15 protein-coding genes and 2 pseudogenes are annotated in these 16,356 nt (G+C 72.5%); 12 read left to right on the top strand and 5 right to left on the bottom strand.

Features of this window, described 5'->3' with window-relative positions; genetic code table 11:
• Positions 1 to 41: 41 nt before the first annotated feature.
• The 5 genes from H0S67_RS19655 (at position 42) to H0S67_RS19635 (ending at position 4,930) form a co-directional block, all read left to right on the top strand.
• Positions 42 to 926, top strand: a complete 885-nt coding sequence (locus H0S67_RS19655; RefSeq protein WP_180934409.1) for an AAA family ATPase — start codon at positions 42 to 44, stop codon at positions 924 to 926.
• The gene (locus tag H0S67_RS19650) at positions 923 to 2,074 is read left to right on the top strand and encodes a vWA domain-containing protein (protein ID WP_180934408.1); all 1,152 of its coding nucleotides are present in this window, start codon (positions 923 to 925) and stop codon (positions 2,072 to 2,074) included. The genes H0S67_RS19655 and H0S67_RS19650 overlap by 4 nt, the downstream gene beginning before the upstream one ends.
• Positions 2,067 to 3,197 carry an XdhC family protein gene (locus H0S67_RS19645; protein ID WP_180934407.1) on the top strand — a complete coding sequence of 377 codons (1,131 nt, stop codon included), beginning with the start codon at positions 2,067 to 2,069 and terminating at the stop codon, positions 3,195 to 3,197. Before H0S67_RS19650 ends, H0S67_RS19645 begins: the two co-directional genes overlap by 8 nt.
• Positions 3,198 to 3,281: 84 nt before the next feature.
• Positions 3,282 to 3,620: a cupin domain-containing protein gene (locus H0S67_RS19640; RefSeq protein WP_180934406.1), complete on the top strand. Its 339-nt coding sequence runs from the start codon at positions 3,282 to 3,284 to the stop codon at positions 3,618 to 3,620.
• 113 nt (positions 3,621 to 3,733) lie between these two features.
• Entirely contained in the window at positions 3,734 to 4,930 is a 1,197-nt protein-coding gene (locus H0S67_RS19635) for a sigma-54-dependent transcriptional regulator family protein (protein ID WP_246354898.1), read from the top strand.
• A gap of 58 nt (positions 4,931 to 4,988) precedes the next feature.
• Here H0S67_RS19635 and H0S67_RS23910 read toward each other — a convergent pair whose 3' ends face one another.
• Both H0S67_RS23910 and H0S67_RS23905 read right to left on the bottom strand, forming a co-directional pair.
• The gene (locus H0S67_RS23910) at positions 4,989 to 5,510 is read right to left on the bottom strand and encodes a ZIP family metal transporter (RefSeq protein ID WP_219635350.1); all 522 of its coding nucleotides are present in this window, start codon (positions 5,508 to 5,510) and stop codon (positions 4,989 to 4,991) included.
• On the bottom strand, positions 5,507 to 5,875 hold the full coding sequence (locus H0S67_RS23905) for a hypothetical protein (RefSeq protein WP_219635349.1): 369 nt from the start codon (positions 5,873 to 5,875) through the stop codon (positions 5,507 to 5,509). The genes H0S67_RS23910 and H0S67_RS23905 overlap by 4 nt, the downstream gene beginning before the upstream one ends.
• A gap of 230 nt (positions 5,876 to 6,105) precedes the next feature.
• On the opposite strand from H0S67_RS23905, the gene H0S67_RS19625 reads away from it, so the two are divergent.
• From H0S67_RS19625 to H0S67_RS19610, 5 genes and pseudogenes are all read left to right on the top strand, one after another.
• A complete protein-coding gene (locus H0S67_RS19625) occupies positions 6,106 to 6,579 on the top strand; it encodes a (2Fe-2S)-binding protein (RefSeq protein WP_180934404.1) in 474 nt (157 codons plus the stop codon).
• Positions 6,576 to 6,779: pseudogene (locus H0S67_RS27575) on the top strand (hypothetical protein); the annotation flags it as partial. The gene H0S67_RS19625 and the pseudogene H0S67_RS27575, both read left to right, overlap by 4 nt.
• Positions 6,780 to 6,886: 107 nt before the next feature.
• Complete coding sequence (locus tag H0S67_RS19620; RefSeq protein WP_281368896.1) at positions 6,887 to 9,058, top strand: xanthine dehydrogenase family protein molybdopterin-binding subunit; 2,172 nt, start codon at positions 6,887 to 6,889, stop codon at positions 9,056 to 9,058.
• Positions 9,055 to 9,909, top strand: a complete 855-nt coding sequence (locus tag H0S67_RS19615; protein ID WP_180934403.1) for an FAD binding domain-containing protein — start codon at positions 9,055 to 9,057, stop codon at positions 9,907 to 9,909. Before H0S67_RS19620 ends, H0S67_RS19615 begins: the two co-directional genes overlap by 4 nt.
• Before the next feature lie 4 nt (positions 9,910 to 9,913).
• A complete protein-coding gene (locus H0S67_RS19610; RefSeq protein ID WP_180934402.1) occupies positions 9,914 to 10,654 on the top strand; it encodes an SRPBCC family protein in 741 nt (246 codons plus the stop codon).
• 62 nt (positions 10,655 to 10,716) lie between these two features.
• On the opposite strand, the gene H0S67_RS19605 is transcribed toward H0S67_RS19610, so the two are convergent.
• Positions 10,717 to 12,018: an MFS transporter gene (locus tag H0S67_RS19605; protein ID WP_180934401.1), complete on the bottom strand. Its 1,302-nt coding sequence runs from the start codon at positions 12,016 to 12,018 to the stop codon at positions 10,717 to 10,719.
• A 133-nt stretch (positions 12,019 to 12,151) separates the two neighbouring features.
• Between H0S67_RS19605 and mmuM the strand changes: the two genes are divergently transcribed.
• A complete protein-coding gene (gene mmuM / locus H0S67_RS19600) occupies positions 12,152 to 13,060 on the top strand; it encodes a homocysteine S-methyltransferase (RefSeq protein ID WP_246354897.1) in 909 nt (302 codons plus the stop codon).
• 2 nt (positions 13,061 to 13,062) lie between these two features.
• Here the strand turns inward: mmuM and H0S67_RS19595 are convergent, their stop codons facing one another.
• Together H0S67_RS19595 and H0S67_RS19590 are read right to left on the bottom strand one after the other, a co-directional pair.
• On the bottom strand, positions 13,063 to 13,677 hold the full coding sequence (locus H0S67_RS19595; protein WP_180934400.1) for an alpha-ketoglutarate-dependent dioxygenase AlkB: 615 nt from the start codon (positions 13,675 to 13,677) through the stop codon (positions 13,063 to 13,065).
• Positions 13,678 to 14,079: 402 nt separating this feature from the next.
• Positions 14,080 to 15,021: pseudogene (locus H0S67_RS19590) on the bottom strand (integrase core domain-containing protein); the annotation flags it as partial.
• Positions 15,022 to 15,578: 557 nt separating this feature from the next.
• Here H0S67_RS19590 and H0S67_RS19585 point away from each other — a divergent pair.
• A complete protein-coding gene (locus H0S67_RS19585) occupies positions 15,579 to 16,355 on the top strand; it encodes an ABC transporter ATP-binding protein (protein WP_180934398.1) in 777 nt (258 codons plus the stop codon).
• Position 16,356: the final 1 nt, after the last annotated feature.

The following is a 16,356-nucleotide window of genomic DNA, read 5'->3' as shown; positions in this document are numbered from 1 at the left end:
GCCCAACCTCCCGCCAACGCGCCCCGAAGTAGCCTCGGGGCATGGAGCTCGAGTCCACCCGCGACGTGGCCACCCGCCTCGGCGAAACCGGGTACCTCTGCGACGAGTCGCTGGCCACCGTCACCTTCCTGGCCCTGCGCATGCAGCGGCCGCTGCTGCTCGAGGGCGAGCCGGGCACCGGCAAGACCGCCCTCGCGGAGGCACTGGCCGAGAGCCTCGACCTGCCGCTGGTCCGGCTCCAGTGCTACGAGGGCATCGACGCCAGCCAGGCGCTCTACGACTGGGACTTCCCGCGCCAGATCCTGCACCTGCGGGCCCTCGAGGCGACGGCGGCCGCCAAGGAGCACCCGAGCGTCGAGGAGGCAGAGAAGAGCCTGTACGACGCCCGCTTCCTGCTCGCCCGGCCGGTGCTGGCCGCCCTCCAGCAGAGCCCCGCGGTGCTGCTCGTCGACGAGGTGGACCGCGCCGACGACGAGTTCGAGGCGTTCCTGCTCGAGGTGCTCTCGACCTACCAGGTGACCATCCCCGAGCTCGGCACCGTCAAGGCCGCGACGCCCCCGATCGTCATCCTCACCTCCAACCGCACCCGCGAGCTCCACGACGCCCTCAAGCGGCGCTGCCTCTACCACTGGATCGAGCACCCCGGCCTCGAGCGGGAGGTGGAGATCGTGCGCTCCCGCGCGCCCGAGGTCTCCCAGGCGCTCGGCCGTCAGGTGGTGACGCTGGTCCAGCAGCTGCGCGACCGCGACGACCTGCAGAAGCCGCCGGGGGTGGCGGAGACGCTCGACTGGGCCCGGGCCCTGCACCACCTCGGCACCACCGAGCTGGACCTCGCGACCGCCGCGGCGACCCTGGGCGCGCTGGTGAAGTACCGCGAGGACGCCGACCGGGTCCGCCAGGCCCTGGACCGGATGCTGCGCGCATGAGCAGCACGACCGTGGTCCCGCCGGGCGAGGTGCCGACGCGGCACGGCGCCGACGAGGTCCTGCTCGCCTTCACGCGGGCGCTGCGTGCCGCCGGGGTCCCGGTCACCCAGGACCGCACCCACGGCTTCCTCGCGGCGGTCTCGGTGCTCGGCCTCGGCGACCAGCGGGCCACCTACCTTGCCGGGCGGGCCACCCTGTGCGCCGGGCCCGACGACCTCGAGCGCTACGACCAGGTCTTCGAGGCCTGGTTCAACGCGCGGGACGGGCTGCCCCGGACCCGACCCGCCCAGCCGGCCGCCCCCACCTTCTCCGAGCTGCCCGCCGCCGACACCGACGGCGGCGCGGGCGAGGCCGACGAGGAGGTGGTGCGCGCGATGGCCAGCGACACCGAGGTGCTCCGGCACCGCGACGTCGCGTCGATGTCACCGGCGGAGAGGGCTCGGCTGGCCGGCATGTTCGCCACGATCCGGCTGCGGCCGCCGCTGCGGCGTACCGCCCGGCACCAGGCCTGGCACCGCGGCGACATCGACGCCTCCCGCACCCTGCGCGCCAGCCTGCGGCGGCTCGGCGAGCCCGCCGAGATCGCGTGGCGCCGCCGGGGGGTGCGGCCGCGGCGCGTGGTGCTGCTGGTCGACGTGTCCGGCTCGATGAGCGGCTACGCCGACCCGCTGCTCCGGCTGGCCCACCGCTTCACCCAGGTCGCGCGCGAGCGGGGCGGTGTGGTCGAGACCTTCACCGTCGGGACCCGGCTGACCCACCTGACGAGGGCGCTGCGGCTGCGCGACCCCGAGCGGGCCCTCGTGGCCGCGGGGGAGACGGTGCCGGACTGGTCGGGCGGCACCCGGCTGGGGGAGACGCTGCGCTTCTTCCTCGACCGCTGGGGCCAGCGCGGCATGGCCCGGGGTGCGGTCGTGGTGGTCGTCAGCGACGGCTGGGAGCGCGGCGACCCGTCGCTGCTCGCCGAGCAGATGCGGCGCCTGCACCGGATCGCCCACCGCGTGATCTGGGTGAACCCGCACCGCGGCAAGGAGGGCTACGAGCCGGTGCAGCAGGGCGTGCTCGCGGCCCTGCCGCACTGCGACGACTTCATCGCCGGCCACTCGCTGGCGACGTACGCCGAGCTGGCGGAGGTGGTGTCCCGTGCGTGACGTGCTGCCGGAGCTGATGGAGTGGTGGCGGGCCGGCGAGACGGTCGGGGTCGGCACCGTGGTGGCGACCTTCCAGTCCGCCCCGCGGCCGGCCGGCGCCTCGATGCTGGTCGGCCCCGACGAGACCGCCGTCGGCTCGGTCTCCGGCGGCTGCGTCGAGGGCGCGGTCTACGAGCTGGCCCAGTCCGTGGTCGGGTCGGGTACCCCCGTCCTGGAGCGGTACGGCGTCTCCGACGACGACGCGTTCGCCGTCGGGCTGACCTGCGGCGGGATCCTCGACGTCTACGTGGAGAAGGTGAACCGCGAGACCTTCCCCGAGCTGGGCGAGATCGCCGCCGACATCGAGGCCGGCCGGCCCGTCGCGCTCGCCACGGTCATCGAGCACCCCGACCCGGCCTGGCTGGGCCGGCGCCTCGTCGTACGCCCCGAGGGCGCGACCTCGGCCGGCTCGATCGGCAGCCCGCGGGCCGACGACGCCGTCCACGACGACGCGCTGGGCCTCCTCGCGGCCGGGCACAACGCCACCCTGACCTACGGGCCGGACGGCGAGCGGCGGGGCGAGGGGATGCGGGTCTTCGTGTGGGCGTTCGCGCCCAAGCCGCGGATGCTGGTCTTCGGGGCGATCGACTTCGCGGCCGCGGTGGCCCGGGTCGGCAGCTTCCTGGGCTACCACGTCACCGTCTGCGACGCCCGGCCCGTGTTCGCGACCACCAGCCGCTTCCCGGAGGCCGACGAGGTCGTCGTCGACTGGCCGCACCGCTACCTCGCCGCCGAGCGCGACGCGGGGCGGGTCGACGGCCGGACGGTGCTCGCGGTGCTGACCCACGACCCCAAGTTCGACGTCCCCCTGCTCGAGGTCGCGCTGCGGCTGCCGGAGGCGGCGTACGTCGGGGCGATGGGCTCCCGGCGCACCCACGACGACCGGATGGCGCGGCTGCGCGAAGCCGGGCTGACCGAGGAGGAGCTGGCCCGGCTCTCCTCGCCGATCGGCCTCGACCTGGGGGCGCGCACCCCCGAGGAGACCGCCATCAGCATCGCCGCCGAGATCATCGCCGGCCGGTGGGGCGGCAGCGGCGAACCCCTCGGCACCACCGAGGGACGCATCCACCGCGAGCACGTCTGACTCGAGCTCGGACCCGTCCCCTGCTGGCCGTTCCCACGGTCGCTGGGCGGGGCTACGTTGACGGGACGAGACGAGGAGGCACGCATGCAGGGCATGTCATTGAGCGCGCTCATCGAGGAGAAGCTGGCCGAGGCCAGGGAGCACCACAGCGGACGCAGCGCGGTGACCGTTCACGGCGGACGGGAGAACGCCCTGCGGCAGACCATCGTGGCCCTGGCGGAGGGCCACGTCCTCGGCGAGCACGAGAGCCCGGCGGAGTCGACCCTGCAGGTGCTCCAGGGCCGGGTGCGACTGTCGACCGCCGACGACAGCTGGGAGGGAGCGGCGTCCGACTTCCTGGTGATCCCGCCCGAGCGGCACGACCTGTCGGCCCTGACGGACTGCGCGGTCCCGCTCACCGTCTCGCTGCACCGCGCAGTCTGAGGTCCGAACGTCTGTGACGGGAGTCACCGGAACGGTGTTACGTTGACGAAACAGGTCCGACACCGGGGGTCCCGATGGCGCGAAGTGAGTTGCACTCACGCAGGGTCGAGGCCGTGCGCGCCTGGACCACCTTCGTGGAGCGCGGTGACGGGGCCGAGCAGCTCGTGCGGCCCGAGATCCTCAGCAGCTGGGCCCGGTCCGAGGCGGCGATCACGCCGGACGTGACCCACGCGCCTCTGGCCGACGAGGGCGAGACCGCGGAGCTGTGGCGGGGCTCCCCGCTCCAGACCGCGGTGATGCGGGTCGAGGCCGAGCTGCGGCGGACGGCCGAGGACGGCGACCTGGTGGTGGCGGTCACCGACGCGGAGACGCGGATCCTGTGGACCTACGGCGGCCGCGTGATGCGGCGCAAGGCCGAGACCGTCAACTTCGTCCCGGGTGGGCGGTGGGACGACGAGAGCGTCGGCACCAACGCCCTCGACCTCGCCAACCGGCTCGCCACCCCGGCGATGGTCTTCAGCGCCGAGCACTACGCCCCGATCGTGCACAACTGGGTCTGCTGGGCGGCGCCGGTGCACGACCCGGTCACCGGCCGCCAGCTGGGCGTCATCGACCTCTCCACGACGTGGGACCGGACGCACCCGATCGGCCTGGCCACCGCCCGGGTGATGGCGCGGCTGATCGAGACCGCGATGCCGCGCTCGGCCCACCACCCGACGCTCGGCGGCACCGACGACCAGGACGAGCCGGGCCTGGTGATGAACCTCCTCGGCACCGTGGAGACCCGCCTCGACGGCCAGCGGCTGCTGCTCAACCGGCGCCAGACCGAGGTGCTCGCGCTGCTGGCGATGCACCCCGAGGGGCTCTCGCTGGAGCACCTCCACGCGCTGGTCTACGGCGACCAGGCCGTCACGCTCTCGACGCTCAAGGCCGAGGTGAGCCACCTCCGCTCGGCGCTCGGGGGCCAGCTGTCCTCGCGCCCCTACCGACTGATGATGCCGGTCGCCACCGACGTCGAGCACGTGCTCGCGCTGCTCCGCGGCGGCCACGTCGGCGCCGCCGTCGAGGCGTACGGCGGTGACCTGCTGCCGGGCACCAACTCACCGGCGCTGGGCGAGCTCGCCGAGTACGTCGCCGTGGCGGTCCGCGAGGCGCTGCTGACCGATCCGCAGCCCGACGCCGTGGTGCGCTACAGCGAGCTCGCGCCCTACGACTCCGAGGTGATCGAGGTGTGCCTCGCCCGGCTCGGCAGGCGGCCGCACCCCGCCGTACCCCTGCTCAAGGGCCGGCTGGCGGTCGCCCGCGGCTGAACCCACCGGGTCGTGGGGCCCAGGGTGCGCCGGAGCGCACCCTCCACCGCACGACCGGTCAGACGCCGGCGGCGGTGACGATCGCGTCGGTGAGGAAGCCGGCGACCAGGCCGACGAGGATGCCGTAGGCGAGCAGGTCGCTGCGGCGGGCGCGGGCGGCCACGCTGATCAGCTGGGTGATGACGTAGATCAGCGAGCCCGCGGCGAGGGTCAGGAACGCGACGCTGAGCGGCTCGCTGGTGAAGCTGAAGCCGATGGCGGTGCCGATGAAGGTCGGGCCGCCGCCGATGGCGCCGAGGGTGAGCAGGAAGGGCCAGCTCGGGCGGCGGCGGGCGCCCTCGTCGTCGAGATCCGCGGCCAGCGGGGCCACGATCCCGAAGCCCTCGGTGGCGTTGTGCAGGCCGAAGCCGATCACCAGCATCAGGGCGAGGGCGATCTCGTCGCTGGCCGCCGACTGGCCGATGGCGAGCCCCTCGGCGAAGTTGTGGAGGCCGATGCCCACCGCGATCATCAGCGACAGGCGGCGCGCGGCCGACCACGTCGCGATCCCCCGGGGCGGCTTGACCTCGCCGAGCGTCATCGCGCCCGGACCCTGCGGGCGAGCGGGGGCGCCGGCGGGACGTGCCGCGACCTGCCGGCCCATCCAGCGCTCGTACCAGACCAGCGAGACCAGCCGATGGCAAGGCCGCCGACGAAGATCAGCCCGTAGCCGATCGCCGTCCCGAGGCCGCCGTTCCCCTCGTGCACCGAGCCGAGCGCCACGTCGATCGGCTCCCACGCCGCGGAGAGCACGTCCCAGACCAGGAACAGCAGGACACCGACCGCGGTCGCGTTCAGGAACAGCCGCAACGACGGCGCCGGGCGCTCCATCCGGCCCACGGGCAGGCCGAGCAGGATGGTGACGCCGGCGATGAAGCCGAGCAGCAGCGTGGCGGGGAAGCTCACGGGAGGCTCCGATCGGGGGACGAGGAAGGCCGTCAACTCAGATTAGGCTCACCTAACTCGCGGGGCAAATGCCCGGCGCCCCGGACCGCGATCCGGGACGGGCCGCCTGCCCGGGCCGGCGCCCGTGCGACGACGGCGAGGAAGGGGACTTTCGCCCCAACCTTTCGCCAACCGGATGGACCTAGCGTGAGCGGCGTCACAGCTCCATCCCGACCCCAAGGGAGTCGTCCATGACCCGGATCAGCCTCACCGTCGACGGAGCGTCGGTCTCCGACGACGTCGAACCCCGCATGCTGCTGGTGCAGTACCTCCGCGAACGCCTCGGCAAGACCGGGACCGTCATCGGCTGCGACACCAGCAACTGCGGCGCCTGCACGGTGCACCTCGACGGCACCAGCGTGAAGTCCTGCAACGTGCTCGCCGTCCAGGCCGACGGCGCCGAGGTGACCACGATCGAGGGCCTGGCCACGGACGGCCGGCTGCACCCCGTGCAGGAGGCGTTCCGGGAGTGCCACGGACTCCAGTGCGGGTTCTGCACGCCGGGGATGATCATGCAGAGCGTCGACCTGCTCAACAACAACCCGAAGCCCACCGAGGAGGAGATCCGGCTCGGGCTCGAGGGCAACCTGTGCCGGTGCACCGGCTACCACAACATCGTCAAGGCCGTGCAGCACGCCTCCGGACAGAGCGAGGTGACGGCATGACCGCCACCCAGGAGCGCTCCACCGAGACCAAGGAGATCGGTCGCGACCGCCGGCGCAAGGAGGACCAGCGCCTGATCACCGGCCGCACCCGCTGGACCGACAACATCCAGCTGACGGGGATGCTGCACCTCGCGATGGTCCGCAGCCCCTTCGCGCACGCGAAGATCGTCAGCATCGACACCAGCGCAGCCCAGCAGTCGACCAACGTGGTGGCGGTGCTCACCGGCGCCGACCTCGCCGAGACGCAGGGCGCCTGCATCAACGCCTGGGCGATCACCACCGACCAGGTCACCCCTGCCCACCGCCGATGCCTGCGGACCGGGTCACGTTCGCCGGCGAGACCGTGGCCGTGGTGGTCGCTCGCACCGCCGCCGAGGCCCGGGACGCCGCCGAGCTCGTCGACGTGGAGTACGACGAGCTGCCGGCCGCGCTGGACCTCAAGGAGGCGGCGGAGGCCAGTGCCGACAATGGGGGGATCCTGGCCCACCCGGACCTGGGCACCAACAAGTCGGCGTTCTGGAAGTTCGACTCCGCCGAGGCCGGCACCGGCGGCAACGTCGACGAAGCCATCGAGAAGGCGCGCTCCGAGGGAGTCGTCATCGAGCGCGAGTACCGCCAGCAGCGGCTGATCCCGGCGTTCATGGAGCCCCGCTCGGTGGTCGTCGACCCCACGGGGGAGCAGATCACGATGTGGTCGGCCACCCAGATCCCGCACATCCTCCGGTTCGCCCTTGCGGCGACGACCGGGGTGCCGGAGTCGAAGATCCGGGTGATCGCCCCCGACGTCGGCGGCGGCTTCGGCGGCAAGCTGCAGCAGACGCCCGAGGAGATGATCGCCTTCGCGGTGGCGCGCCGGCTCGGCCGGCCGGTCAAGTACACGGAGACGCGCTCGGAGTCCCTGATGACCGCCCACCACGGCCGCGACCAGTGGCAGCGGCTCACCCTCGCGGCCACCAAGGACGGCACGGTCACCGGCCTCAAGGTCGACCTGCTGGCCGACCTGGGCGCCTACGTCGCGATCGTCGGCGGTGGCGTGCCGGTGCTCGGCGCGTTCATGTTCAACTCGATCTACAAGTTCCCCGCCTACCAGTTCAACTGCCAGACGGTGCTGACCAACAAGACCTGGACCGACGCCTACCGCGGCGCCGGGCGGCCCGAGGCGACGTACGCCATCGAGCGGCTGATGAACGAGCTGGCCGCCGAGGTGGGCATGGACCCGCTCGAGCTCCGCGAGAAGAACTGGATCAAGCACGAGGAGTTCCCCTTCACGACCGTGGCCGGCCTGGAGTACGACTCCGGCAACTACGAGGCCGCCACCGCCCGGGCCAAGGAGCTGTTCGGGTACGACGAGCTCCGAGCCGAGCAGAAGCGGCGCCGGGACTCAGGTGACACCGTGCAGCTCGGCATCGGCATCTCGACCTTCACCGAGATGTGCGGCCTGGCCCCCTCCCGGGTGCTCGGCTCGCTCAACTACGGCGCGGGTGGCTGGGAGCATGCCGAGGTCCGGATGCTGCCCACCGGCAAGGTCGAGGTCGTCACCGGCGCGTCGGCGCACGGCCAGGGGCACGAGACCGCGTTCAGCCAGATCGTGGCCGACCGGCTCGGCGTACCTTTCGAGGACGTCGAGATCCTTCACGGTGACACCCAGGTCTCCCACAAGGGCCTCGACACCTACGGCTCGCGGTCCCTGGTCGTCGGTGGCGAGGCGCTGGTGCTCGCGGTGGACAAGGTGATCGAGAAGGCCAAGCCGATCGCGGCGCACCTCCTCGAGGCCTCGGTCGACGACCTCGAGTTCTCCGGCGGCCGGTTCTCGGTCCGCGGCACCGACCAGGGGATGGCGGTCACGGAGATCGCGACCGCGGCGTTCGCAGCCCACAACCTGCCCGACGGGGTCGAGGCGAGCATCGACTCGGAGGCGACCTACGACCCGGTGAACTTCAACTTCCCGCACGGCACCCACCTCTGCGCGATGGAGGTGGACACCGAGACCGGGGCGCTGAAGATGCGCAAGTACGTCTGCGTCGACGACATCGGCAACATCATCAACCCGCTCATCGTGTCCGGGCAGGTGCACGGCGGCCTGGTCCAGGGCATCGCCCAGGCGCTCTGGGAGGAGGCGGTGTACGACGACTCCGGCACGCTGGTGTCCGGCTCCTTCGTCGACTACCTGCTGCCGACCGCGGCCGACACGATCAGCTTCGAGATCGACCACACGACCTCGCCGTCGACCACGAACTCGCTCGGCACCAAGGGCGTCGGCGAGGCCGGCACCATCGCCTCGACGCCGGCCGTGGTCAACGCGGTGGTGGACGCGGTGCGCCACCTCGGCGTCACCGACATCCGGATGCCGTGCACGCCCGAGCGGGTGTGGAAGGCGATCAACACCGGCGGGAAGGGCGGCTCCACCGAGGGTGCCGCGATGCCCCACTTCGACCAGTCCGAACCCGGGCAGGACAGCACGGAAGGAGCGGGCCAGTGATCCCCGCACAGTTCGACTACCTCGCGCCCACGTCGGTGGAGGAGGCGCTCACCGCCCTGGCCGAGTTCGGGGACGAGGCCAAGATCCTGGCCGGCGGGCAGAGCCTGCTCCCGGTGCTGCGGATGCGGCTCAACGCGCCCGAGGTGGTCATCGACCTCGGCCGGATCGAGTCGCTGCGCGGCGTCCGCGACGACGGCGATGCGATCGTGATCGGGGCGATGACCCAGCACGCGACCGTCGGGTCCGACCCCCTGGTCGCCGAGCACGCCGCGCTCATCACCAAGGCGGTCGAGCACCTCGCCGACGCCCAGGTCCGGCACCGTGGCACCTTCGGCGGGGCCCTGGCTCACGCCGACCCCGCCGGCGACCTCGGCGCCCCGACCCTGGCCCTGGGGGCGGAGTTCGTGATCGCCGGCCGCGGCGGCACCCGGACGGTGGCGGCCGACGACTTCTTCGTCGACCTCTTCGAGACCGCGATCGCTGAGGGCGAGATCCTCACGGAGGTGCGCATCCCCAAGCACACCGGGTGGGGTGCCCACTACGAGAAGTTCGTGAGGGTGGCCCACCAGTGGCCGATCGTCGCGGTCGCGGCCGCGGTGAAGGTCGACGGGGGCACGATCAGCGAGGCCCGCGTCGGCCTGACCAACATGGGCTCCACTCCGCTGCGGGCCCGCGCGGTCGAGGCTGCCCTGGCCGGGCAGCCGGCCACCGACGAGGCCGTGCGCGCCGCGGCGGCACAGGCGGCCGAGGGTGCCAACCCGCCCTCGGACCTCAACGGTGACGCCGACTACCGCCGCCACCTCGCGACCGTCCTGACCCGGCGCGCGGTCCTCGCGGCCGCGGGGAGCTGAGCCCGTGGACCTGCAGCACCGTTTCACCGTCCCCACCGGGGTCGAGGAGACCTGGGCGCACTTCCAGGACATCGCCTCGGTCGCCGAGTGCTTCCCGGGTGCCACGGTGAGCTCGGTCGAGTCCGACTCCTTCTCCGGGTCGGTCAAGGTCAAGCTCGGTCCGATCGCCCTGGTCTACAACGGCTCCGGCTCCTTCCTGGAGAAGGACGAGGCCGCCCACCGGTTCGTCGTGGAGGCCAAGGGCAAGGACAAGCGCGGCAACGGCACCGCCGGCGCCACCGTCACGCTGACGATGGCCGAGGCCGACGGAGGAAGCGCCACCGACGTGGACGTCCTCACCGACCTCGCGATCACCGGCAAGCCCGCCCAGTTCGGGCGCGGGGTGATGCAGGACGTCTCCGACAAGCTGCTGGGACAGTTCGTCGCGTGCCTGGAGTCGAGGTTGGGTGGCGGACCGCTGGCCGAGCCGCCTGAGGCGGCCGCGGAGCCGGCCCCGGCCGCGGCGCCGGAGCCGGCTGCCACGGCGGAGACGCCCGCGCCCGCGCCTGCACCAGACCCGGCTGCGGCCGCTGCGGCACCCGCAGCACGACCCGCACCGGCCGCGCCCCGGCACGCGGCGCAGGAGGACGCGCTGGACCTCGGGGCCGCGGTGCTCCCGGTGCTGGCGCGCACCTACTGGAAGCAGGGCCTCGGGCTGCTCGCCCTGCTCGGCCTGATCTGGTGGGTGGTCTCCCACCGGGACTGACCGCATCCCCCGTCTCGTGCGGCTGAGGGTGCGCCAGGGCGCACGCTCGGCCGCACGAGCCGTCAGGCCGGCACGGTCTCCTGGGTGGCCGTGTCGGCACGCACGCCGTTGACCTCCGGCGGGAGCTGGGGTTCGAGGCGTACGACGGCCAGCACGCCCACCAGCAGCGACCCGACCACCAGGGAGCCGATGTAGACGCCGCCGAGGTGGTGGCCCACCAGCGCGCCCGAGATAGGCGGCGCGATGATGGCGGCCAGCTGGAACGCCGCCGAGCTGAGCGCGTTGTAGCGGCCGCGCAGGTGGTCGGGCGCCAGGTCGTTGACCAGCGCCGGGATCGTCGGCTGCAGCAGCGTCTCGCCGAGGGCGAAGACCGACGCGCAGGAGGCGACCAGCATGGTGGCGCCGAGCGTGCCGGGGACCAGGCCCGAGCCGCCGAGGAGCACCCAGGACAGCGCCCAGAGGACACCCATCACGGCAATGACGCGGGTCCGTCGCCGGCCCTCGATGCGCTGCAGCACCACCAGCTGGAGCAGCACGATGACCACGGTGTTGGCCGCGAAGGCGAAGCCGAGGCCCTGGGTCGAGACCTCGCCCACGGCGCGGGCGAAGGCGGGCATGCCGGCGTTCAGCTGGGAGTAGCCGACGAAGGACGAGGCGAAGCCGAGCAGCATCAGCGACGCGACCGCCGGTCGGCGCAGCACCTCGAGGTAGCTGATCCGCGCGTCGTCGTGCGTGTCGTCGTGGACGGGCCGCCCGGCGACGTGGCGCAGCACGACCGCGAGCAGGAAGAAGCCCGGCAGGTAGCTCGCGGCGTCGAGCAGGTAGATCGCCTGGAAGGTGCCGGGGCGGCCGACGTCGAGGAAGGCGCCGCCGAGGATGCCGCCGAGCCCGATGCCGAGGTTGAGCAGCGTGAAGTTCACCCCGAAGTAGCGCTGGCGCAGGCCGGCCGGCACCGCCGCGGCGATGAGGCTCTGCGAGGCGGGCCACGAGACGCCGAACGCGACCCCCGACAGGGTGAGCGCGAGCGCCGCTGCCCACGGAGTCGTCGCGAACGCGAGGACCACGTCGCCCGCGATCAGGAGGAGGAAGGTCCAGACCAGGATGACCCGCGCACCGAGGCGGTCGATCAGGGTGCCGGCCGGCCCGACGACGAGGAAGCCCACCAGGGGCGGCAGCCCGAGGAGCAGCCCGACGTCGCTGAGGGCGAACCCGCGGACCTCGTGGAGGTAGACCACGTGGAAGGGCAGCACCAGGCCGGTGCCGAGGAACTCGAAGACCACCACCGAGAGCAACAGCTTCGCCTCACGGGGCAGGTCGTGCCAGAACGAGGCGAGGCTGGGACGGGGCGCGGTCGTGGTGCTCATCGCGGAGAAGTGTCGCAGCGAGCACCGACGGTCGGCACGCGGTTATCGGACGGTACGGCGAGCGGCCCCGCCGCTCCTGCCGGAAAGCGTGCTCGCCCGCAACAGCGTGCCCGGCCTGGGAGAGGATGGGACCGTGCTCGACATCGATGCCATCGCCGGACCCGTCGTGCTCGACGGCGGGCTCTCGACGGCGCTGGAGCAGCAGGGCGTGGACCTCGGCGGTGCCCTGTGGACGGCGCGGCTGCTGGGCGAGGAGCCCGAGCTGCTCGCACAGGCGCACCGCGCGTACTTCCGGGCCGGCGCCCGGGTCGTGACCACCGCGAGCTACCAGGCCAGCGTCGAGGGCCTGGTGGCCGCGGGCTACGAGGCGGCCACGGCGCGGCGGCTGATCACGTCGAGCGTGACGCTCGCACGGGAGGTCCGCGACGAGCTGGTCGACTCGCAGCCGGGCCTGCTGGTGGCTGCCTCCGTCGGGCCCTACGGCGCGTTCCTGGCGGACGGGTCGGAGTACCGCGGGCGGTACGGCGTACCCGCGGCGCGGCTGCGGGAGTTCCACGCCCCGCGCCTGGAGCTGCTCGCCGAGGCCGGCCCGGACCTGTTCGCCGTGGAGACCATCCCCGACTCCGACGAGGCCGAGGTGCTGGTCCCGCTGCTGGAGGACCTCGGCCTACCCGCCTGGTTCAGCTACTCGGTGCGCGGCACCACCACCAACGCCGGCCAGCCGCTCCCGGAGGCGTACGCCGTCCTCGCGGGCAGCCGGTCGGTCGTCGCCGCAGGCGTCAACTGCTCCGAGCAGGCCGACGTGCTGGGGGCGGTGCGCGCGGCGGTGGCCGCGACCGGCCTCCCGGCCGTGGCGTACCCCAACCGCGGCGGCAGCTGGGACAGTGACACCAAGCAGTGGGCCTACGGCGACCCGCTGGACCTCGGCCTCGTCGAGACCTGGGTGTCCGCGGGGGCGCGCCTGGTCGGCGGGTGCTGCGGCACCGGGCCGGCCGACATCGCCGCCCTGGCCGCCTGTGTGGCCCGGCTTCCGGGCGCCTGAGGTCAGAAGACGTTCAGCGGGCGGAACTGCACCGAGATCCGCGGCCCTGCGTGGGCGACCTTGGGCACCGCGTGCTCCCAGGTCCGCTGGCAGGACCCGCCCATCACGACCAGGTCCCCGTGGCCCATCTCGATCGAGATCGACTCGCCGCCACCGCGCGGTCGCAGGACCAGCCGCCGCGGGTCGCCGACCGAGACGATCGCGACCATCGTGTCCTGGCTGCGCCCCCGCCCGATGGTGTCGCCGTGCCAGGCGACGCTGTCACGCCCGTCGCGGTAGTAGCAGCAGCCGGCGGTCACGAACGGCTCTCCGAGCTCGGGGCGGTAGTGGGTCGAGAGGGCCTCCCGGGCCTCCGTCAGGATCGGGTGCGGCAGCGCGTCGCCGACGCCGTACGTGTGCACGAGGCGAGGGACGTCGACCACCCGGTCGTACATCTGCCGGCGCTCGGCGCGCCACGGCACGTCGGCCACGAGCGCGGCGAAGACGTCGTCGGCGTCCGGCACCCACGTCCGCTGCACGTCCACCCAGGCGCCGCGGCTGAGCGTGCGGCGCTGCAGCCCGTCGAAGGTCCGCACCCCCGACGTGGGCGCCTCGAAGAGGGTTCCCTGGAAGTCCATGCTGCCGATTGTGATGTCTCAGGACATCGGTGACAGTTCTGCATCAGGACATCGGTGACAGTTGATGTGTCAGGACTTCGGTGACGCTTCGGCGGTGGTGGGGCGTCGGCCGCGGGGTTTGTTGTTGCCGACGTAGGTCACTCCGGGTGCGGGCCGGGTGTGCTCGATGAGGATCTCGCCGTGTAGGTCGGCGACGGTGATCTTCTCGCCGTCGGTGATGATGAGGACCTGCTCGAAGCCGCGGTGGCCGTCGACCTTGTACTGGACCTTGTCCAGCAGGAACATGCCGGCGCTGGTCAGTCTCTTCACGATGGTGTCGTCGGGCAGGTCGGTGGGCACTGGTGGGGGCGCCGGTCGGACGACGGCGGGCCGGATGAAGAGCTCACGGGTGGGGCGAGGAGCCTCGGCCACCGCGGTGGCCTCCCAGGCCATGCGGGGTGTGATCCGGCCGGGCAGCCCCTGGTGGGGGCGTTCGGTGTTGTAGATGTGGTCGAACGCGTCGACCTGGGCCTGCAGTTCGGCCAGGCTGTCGGCGAGTGGCTGCTTGTCGAGGTAGCGGAAGAGCGTTTGGTGGAAGCGTTCGTTCTTGCCCTGGGTGGTCGGCTTGTAGGGCTTGCCGGTGATCGGTTCCACGCCCAGTCCCATCACGTGCACGACGAGCTGGCCCAGGAGCCCGCGTCGTGAGGGGTTGAGCGCGATCCCGTTGTCGGACAACAGCCGTTGCGGTACGCCATGGGCGGCCACGGCCTTGTCGAAGACCGCGATCGCCGCTTCGGATGTCTCGCCCCACGCGACGTGAGAGGCGACCGCGTAGCGGGAGTGGTCGTCGATGAGCTGGAGGATCACGCACTTACGTCCGCCGGTCAGCACGTACTCGGTGGCGTCCAGCTGCCAGCATGCGTTCGGCGCCGGATAGACGAACCGTCGCCATGCCGAGCGGGGCCTCTTCTTCGGCTCAAGCCGGGCGACGCCTGCCTCCCGGAAGATCCGGGCCAACGACGCGACCGACGGCACCGGGTCCAGCCCCATCGCCCGCATCTTGTCGTGCACGCTGATCGGCCCGTGGTCCAGCCCGGAGGACTCCAGGGCGGCACGAACGGTGAGGGCTTGTTCCTTGACCTCATCGGTGATCTTGGTCGGGCTGCTCCGCGGACGTCGGCTGCGGGGCTCAAGGGCCGCCGCAGCACCGTCGGTGCGGGTCCTGGCGCGGATCGCGTAGAAGGTCTTGCGGGAGATCTCGTGCCCAGCACAGAAGGTGGTCACCGCGCCGCGTGGCGCGTCATCGGGCCACTGGACGATCGCGAGACGGACACGAGGATCAACGGGCTCATTAGCGGTCGGCACCGCCCAACACAGCCAGAAGTGTCACCACCAAGCACACCCGTTGTGTCACCGATGTCCTGACACAGAACCGTCACCGATGTCCTGCGACATGACAGTCCATGCTGCCGATGCTACCTCCAGACGTCGAACAGGTGTTCGATGTGCCGGGGGATTTCGTGACGTGCAACGGCCGCCGAGCAGGTCGAACGGTCGTCAGTCCGTGGCGGACGCTCGAGCGTGCCGGCCGCCCGGCTGCGGTCCGCTGCGCAGGCGATGGACCGCCTCGGCGACGGCGAGACCGATGAAGATCGGCCCGGCGACGAAACCCGCCTCGGGCGGCACGCTCCTGATGGGGAGAAGAACCCACCCTGGTGGACAGTGCCCCACACCGCGACGGCGAGGCAGGCCGCGCCCAGCAGGAAGCAGCAGGCGACGGCCGCCACCAGTGATCCGTCCCGATGCCTGGTCGTCCGGTCTCCCACGGCCGCAGGCTACCGGGGATCTACCGGGGGCGTCCCGGAGACACAAGGGCCACAAACCCGTGGTGGACGCCCCGCGATGGGGACAAGGTGGGTCCCATGACGCAGACCGCCCCGGCCGACGGCGAGCTCACCTCGCTCCCGGCCGCCCGCGTGCGCAACCTGACCAAGACGTACGGCGAGGGGGCCGCCCTGGTCACCGCCCTCGACGACGTCACCCTGGACCTGACTGCGGGGGAGTTCACCGCCGTGATGGGGCCGAGCGGTTCGGGCAAGTCGACGCTGATGCACTGCTGCGCCGCCCTCGACCGGGCCGACTCCGGTGAGGTCTGGATCGGCGACCAGGAGCTGACCCGCCTCAAGGACAAGGCGCTGACCCGGCTGCGCCGCGACCAGGTCGGCTTCGTGTTCCAGTCGTTCAACCTGGTGCCGACGCTGAGCGCGGAGGAGAACATCCTGCTGCCCCTGGCGATCGCCGGCCGCAAGCCCGAGCCCGGCTGGTTCGAGAGCGTGGTCGCCACGGTGCGGCTCGGCGACCGGCTGAAGCACAAGCCCAGCGAGCTCTCCGGCGGCCAGCAGCAGCGCGTCGCCGTCGCCCGGGCGCTCGTCAGCAAGCCCCGGATCGTGTTCGCCGACGAGCCCACCGGCAACCTCGACTCCCGCTCCGGGGCGGAGGTGCTGCAGCTGCTGCGGAAGAGCGTCGACGACGTCGGCCAGACGATCGTGATGGTCACCCACGACCCGGTCGCGGCCGCCTGGACCGACCGCGTCGTCTTCCTGGCCGACGGTCGGGTCGTCGACGAGGTGCGCGAGCCCGACCGGGACCAGGTGCTCGAGATCATGGCGCGCATGTCGGCCGCCGGGCCGGGCGCCTGAG

The organism is Nocardioides ungokensis (genome assembly GCF_013466985.1).
GTDB lineage: Bacteria > Actinomycetota > Actinomycetes > Propionibacteriales > Nocardioidaceae > Nocardioides > Nocardioides ungokensis.
This window is presented reverse-complemented; position numbering and strand designations above follow the sequence as displayed.

What these genes read in the sequence shown, in the direction of transcription:
- H0S67_RS19655 (WP_180934409.1), top strand. Translation starts at nt 42, where the DNA reads ATGGAGCTCGAGTCCACCCGCGACGTGGCCACCCGCCTCGGCGAAACC.
- H0S67_RS19650 (WP_180934408.1), top strand. Translation starts at nt 923, where the DNA reads ATGAGCAGCACGACCGTGGTCCCGCCGGGCGAGGTGCCGACGCGGCAC.
- H0S67_RS19640 (WP_180934406.1), top strand. Translation starts at nt 3,282, where the DNA reads ATGCAGGGCATGTCATTGAGCGCGCTCATCGAGGAGAAGCTGGCCGAG.
- H0S67_RS23910 (WP_219635350.1), bottom strand. Translation starts at nt 5,510, where the DNA reads ATGACGCTCGGCGAGGTCAAGCCGCCCCGGGGGATCGCGACGTGGTCG.
- H0S67_RS19625 (WP_180934404.1), top strand. Translation starts at nt 6,106, where the DNA reads ATGACCCGGATCAGCCTCACCGTCGACGGAGCGTCGGTCTCCGACGAC.
- H0S67_RS19620 (WP_281368896.1), top strand. Translation starts at nt 6,887, where the DNA reads ATGCCTGCGGACCGGGTCACGTTCGCCGGCGAGACCGTGGCCGTGGTG.
- H0S67_RS19605 (WP_180934401.1), bottom strand. Translation starts at nt 12,018, where the DNA reads ATGAGCACCACGACCGCGCCCCGTCCCAGCCTCGCCTCGTTCTGGCAC.
- H0S67_RS19595 (WP_180934400.1), bottom strand. Translation starts at nt 13,677, where the DNA reads ATGGACTTCCAGGGAACCCTCTTCGAGGCGCCCACGTCGGGGGTGCGG.
- H0S67_RS19585 (WP_180934398.1), top strand. Translation starts at nt 15,579, where the DNA reads ATGACGCAGACCGCCCCGGCCGACGGCGAGCTCACCTCGCTCCCGGCC.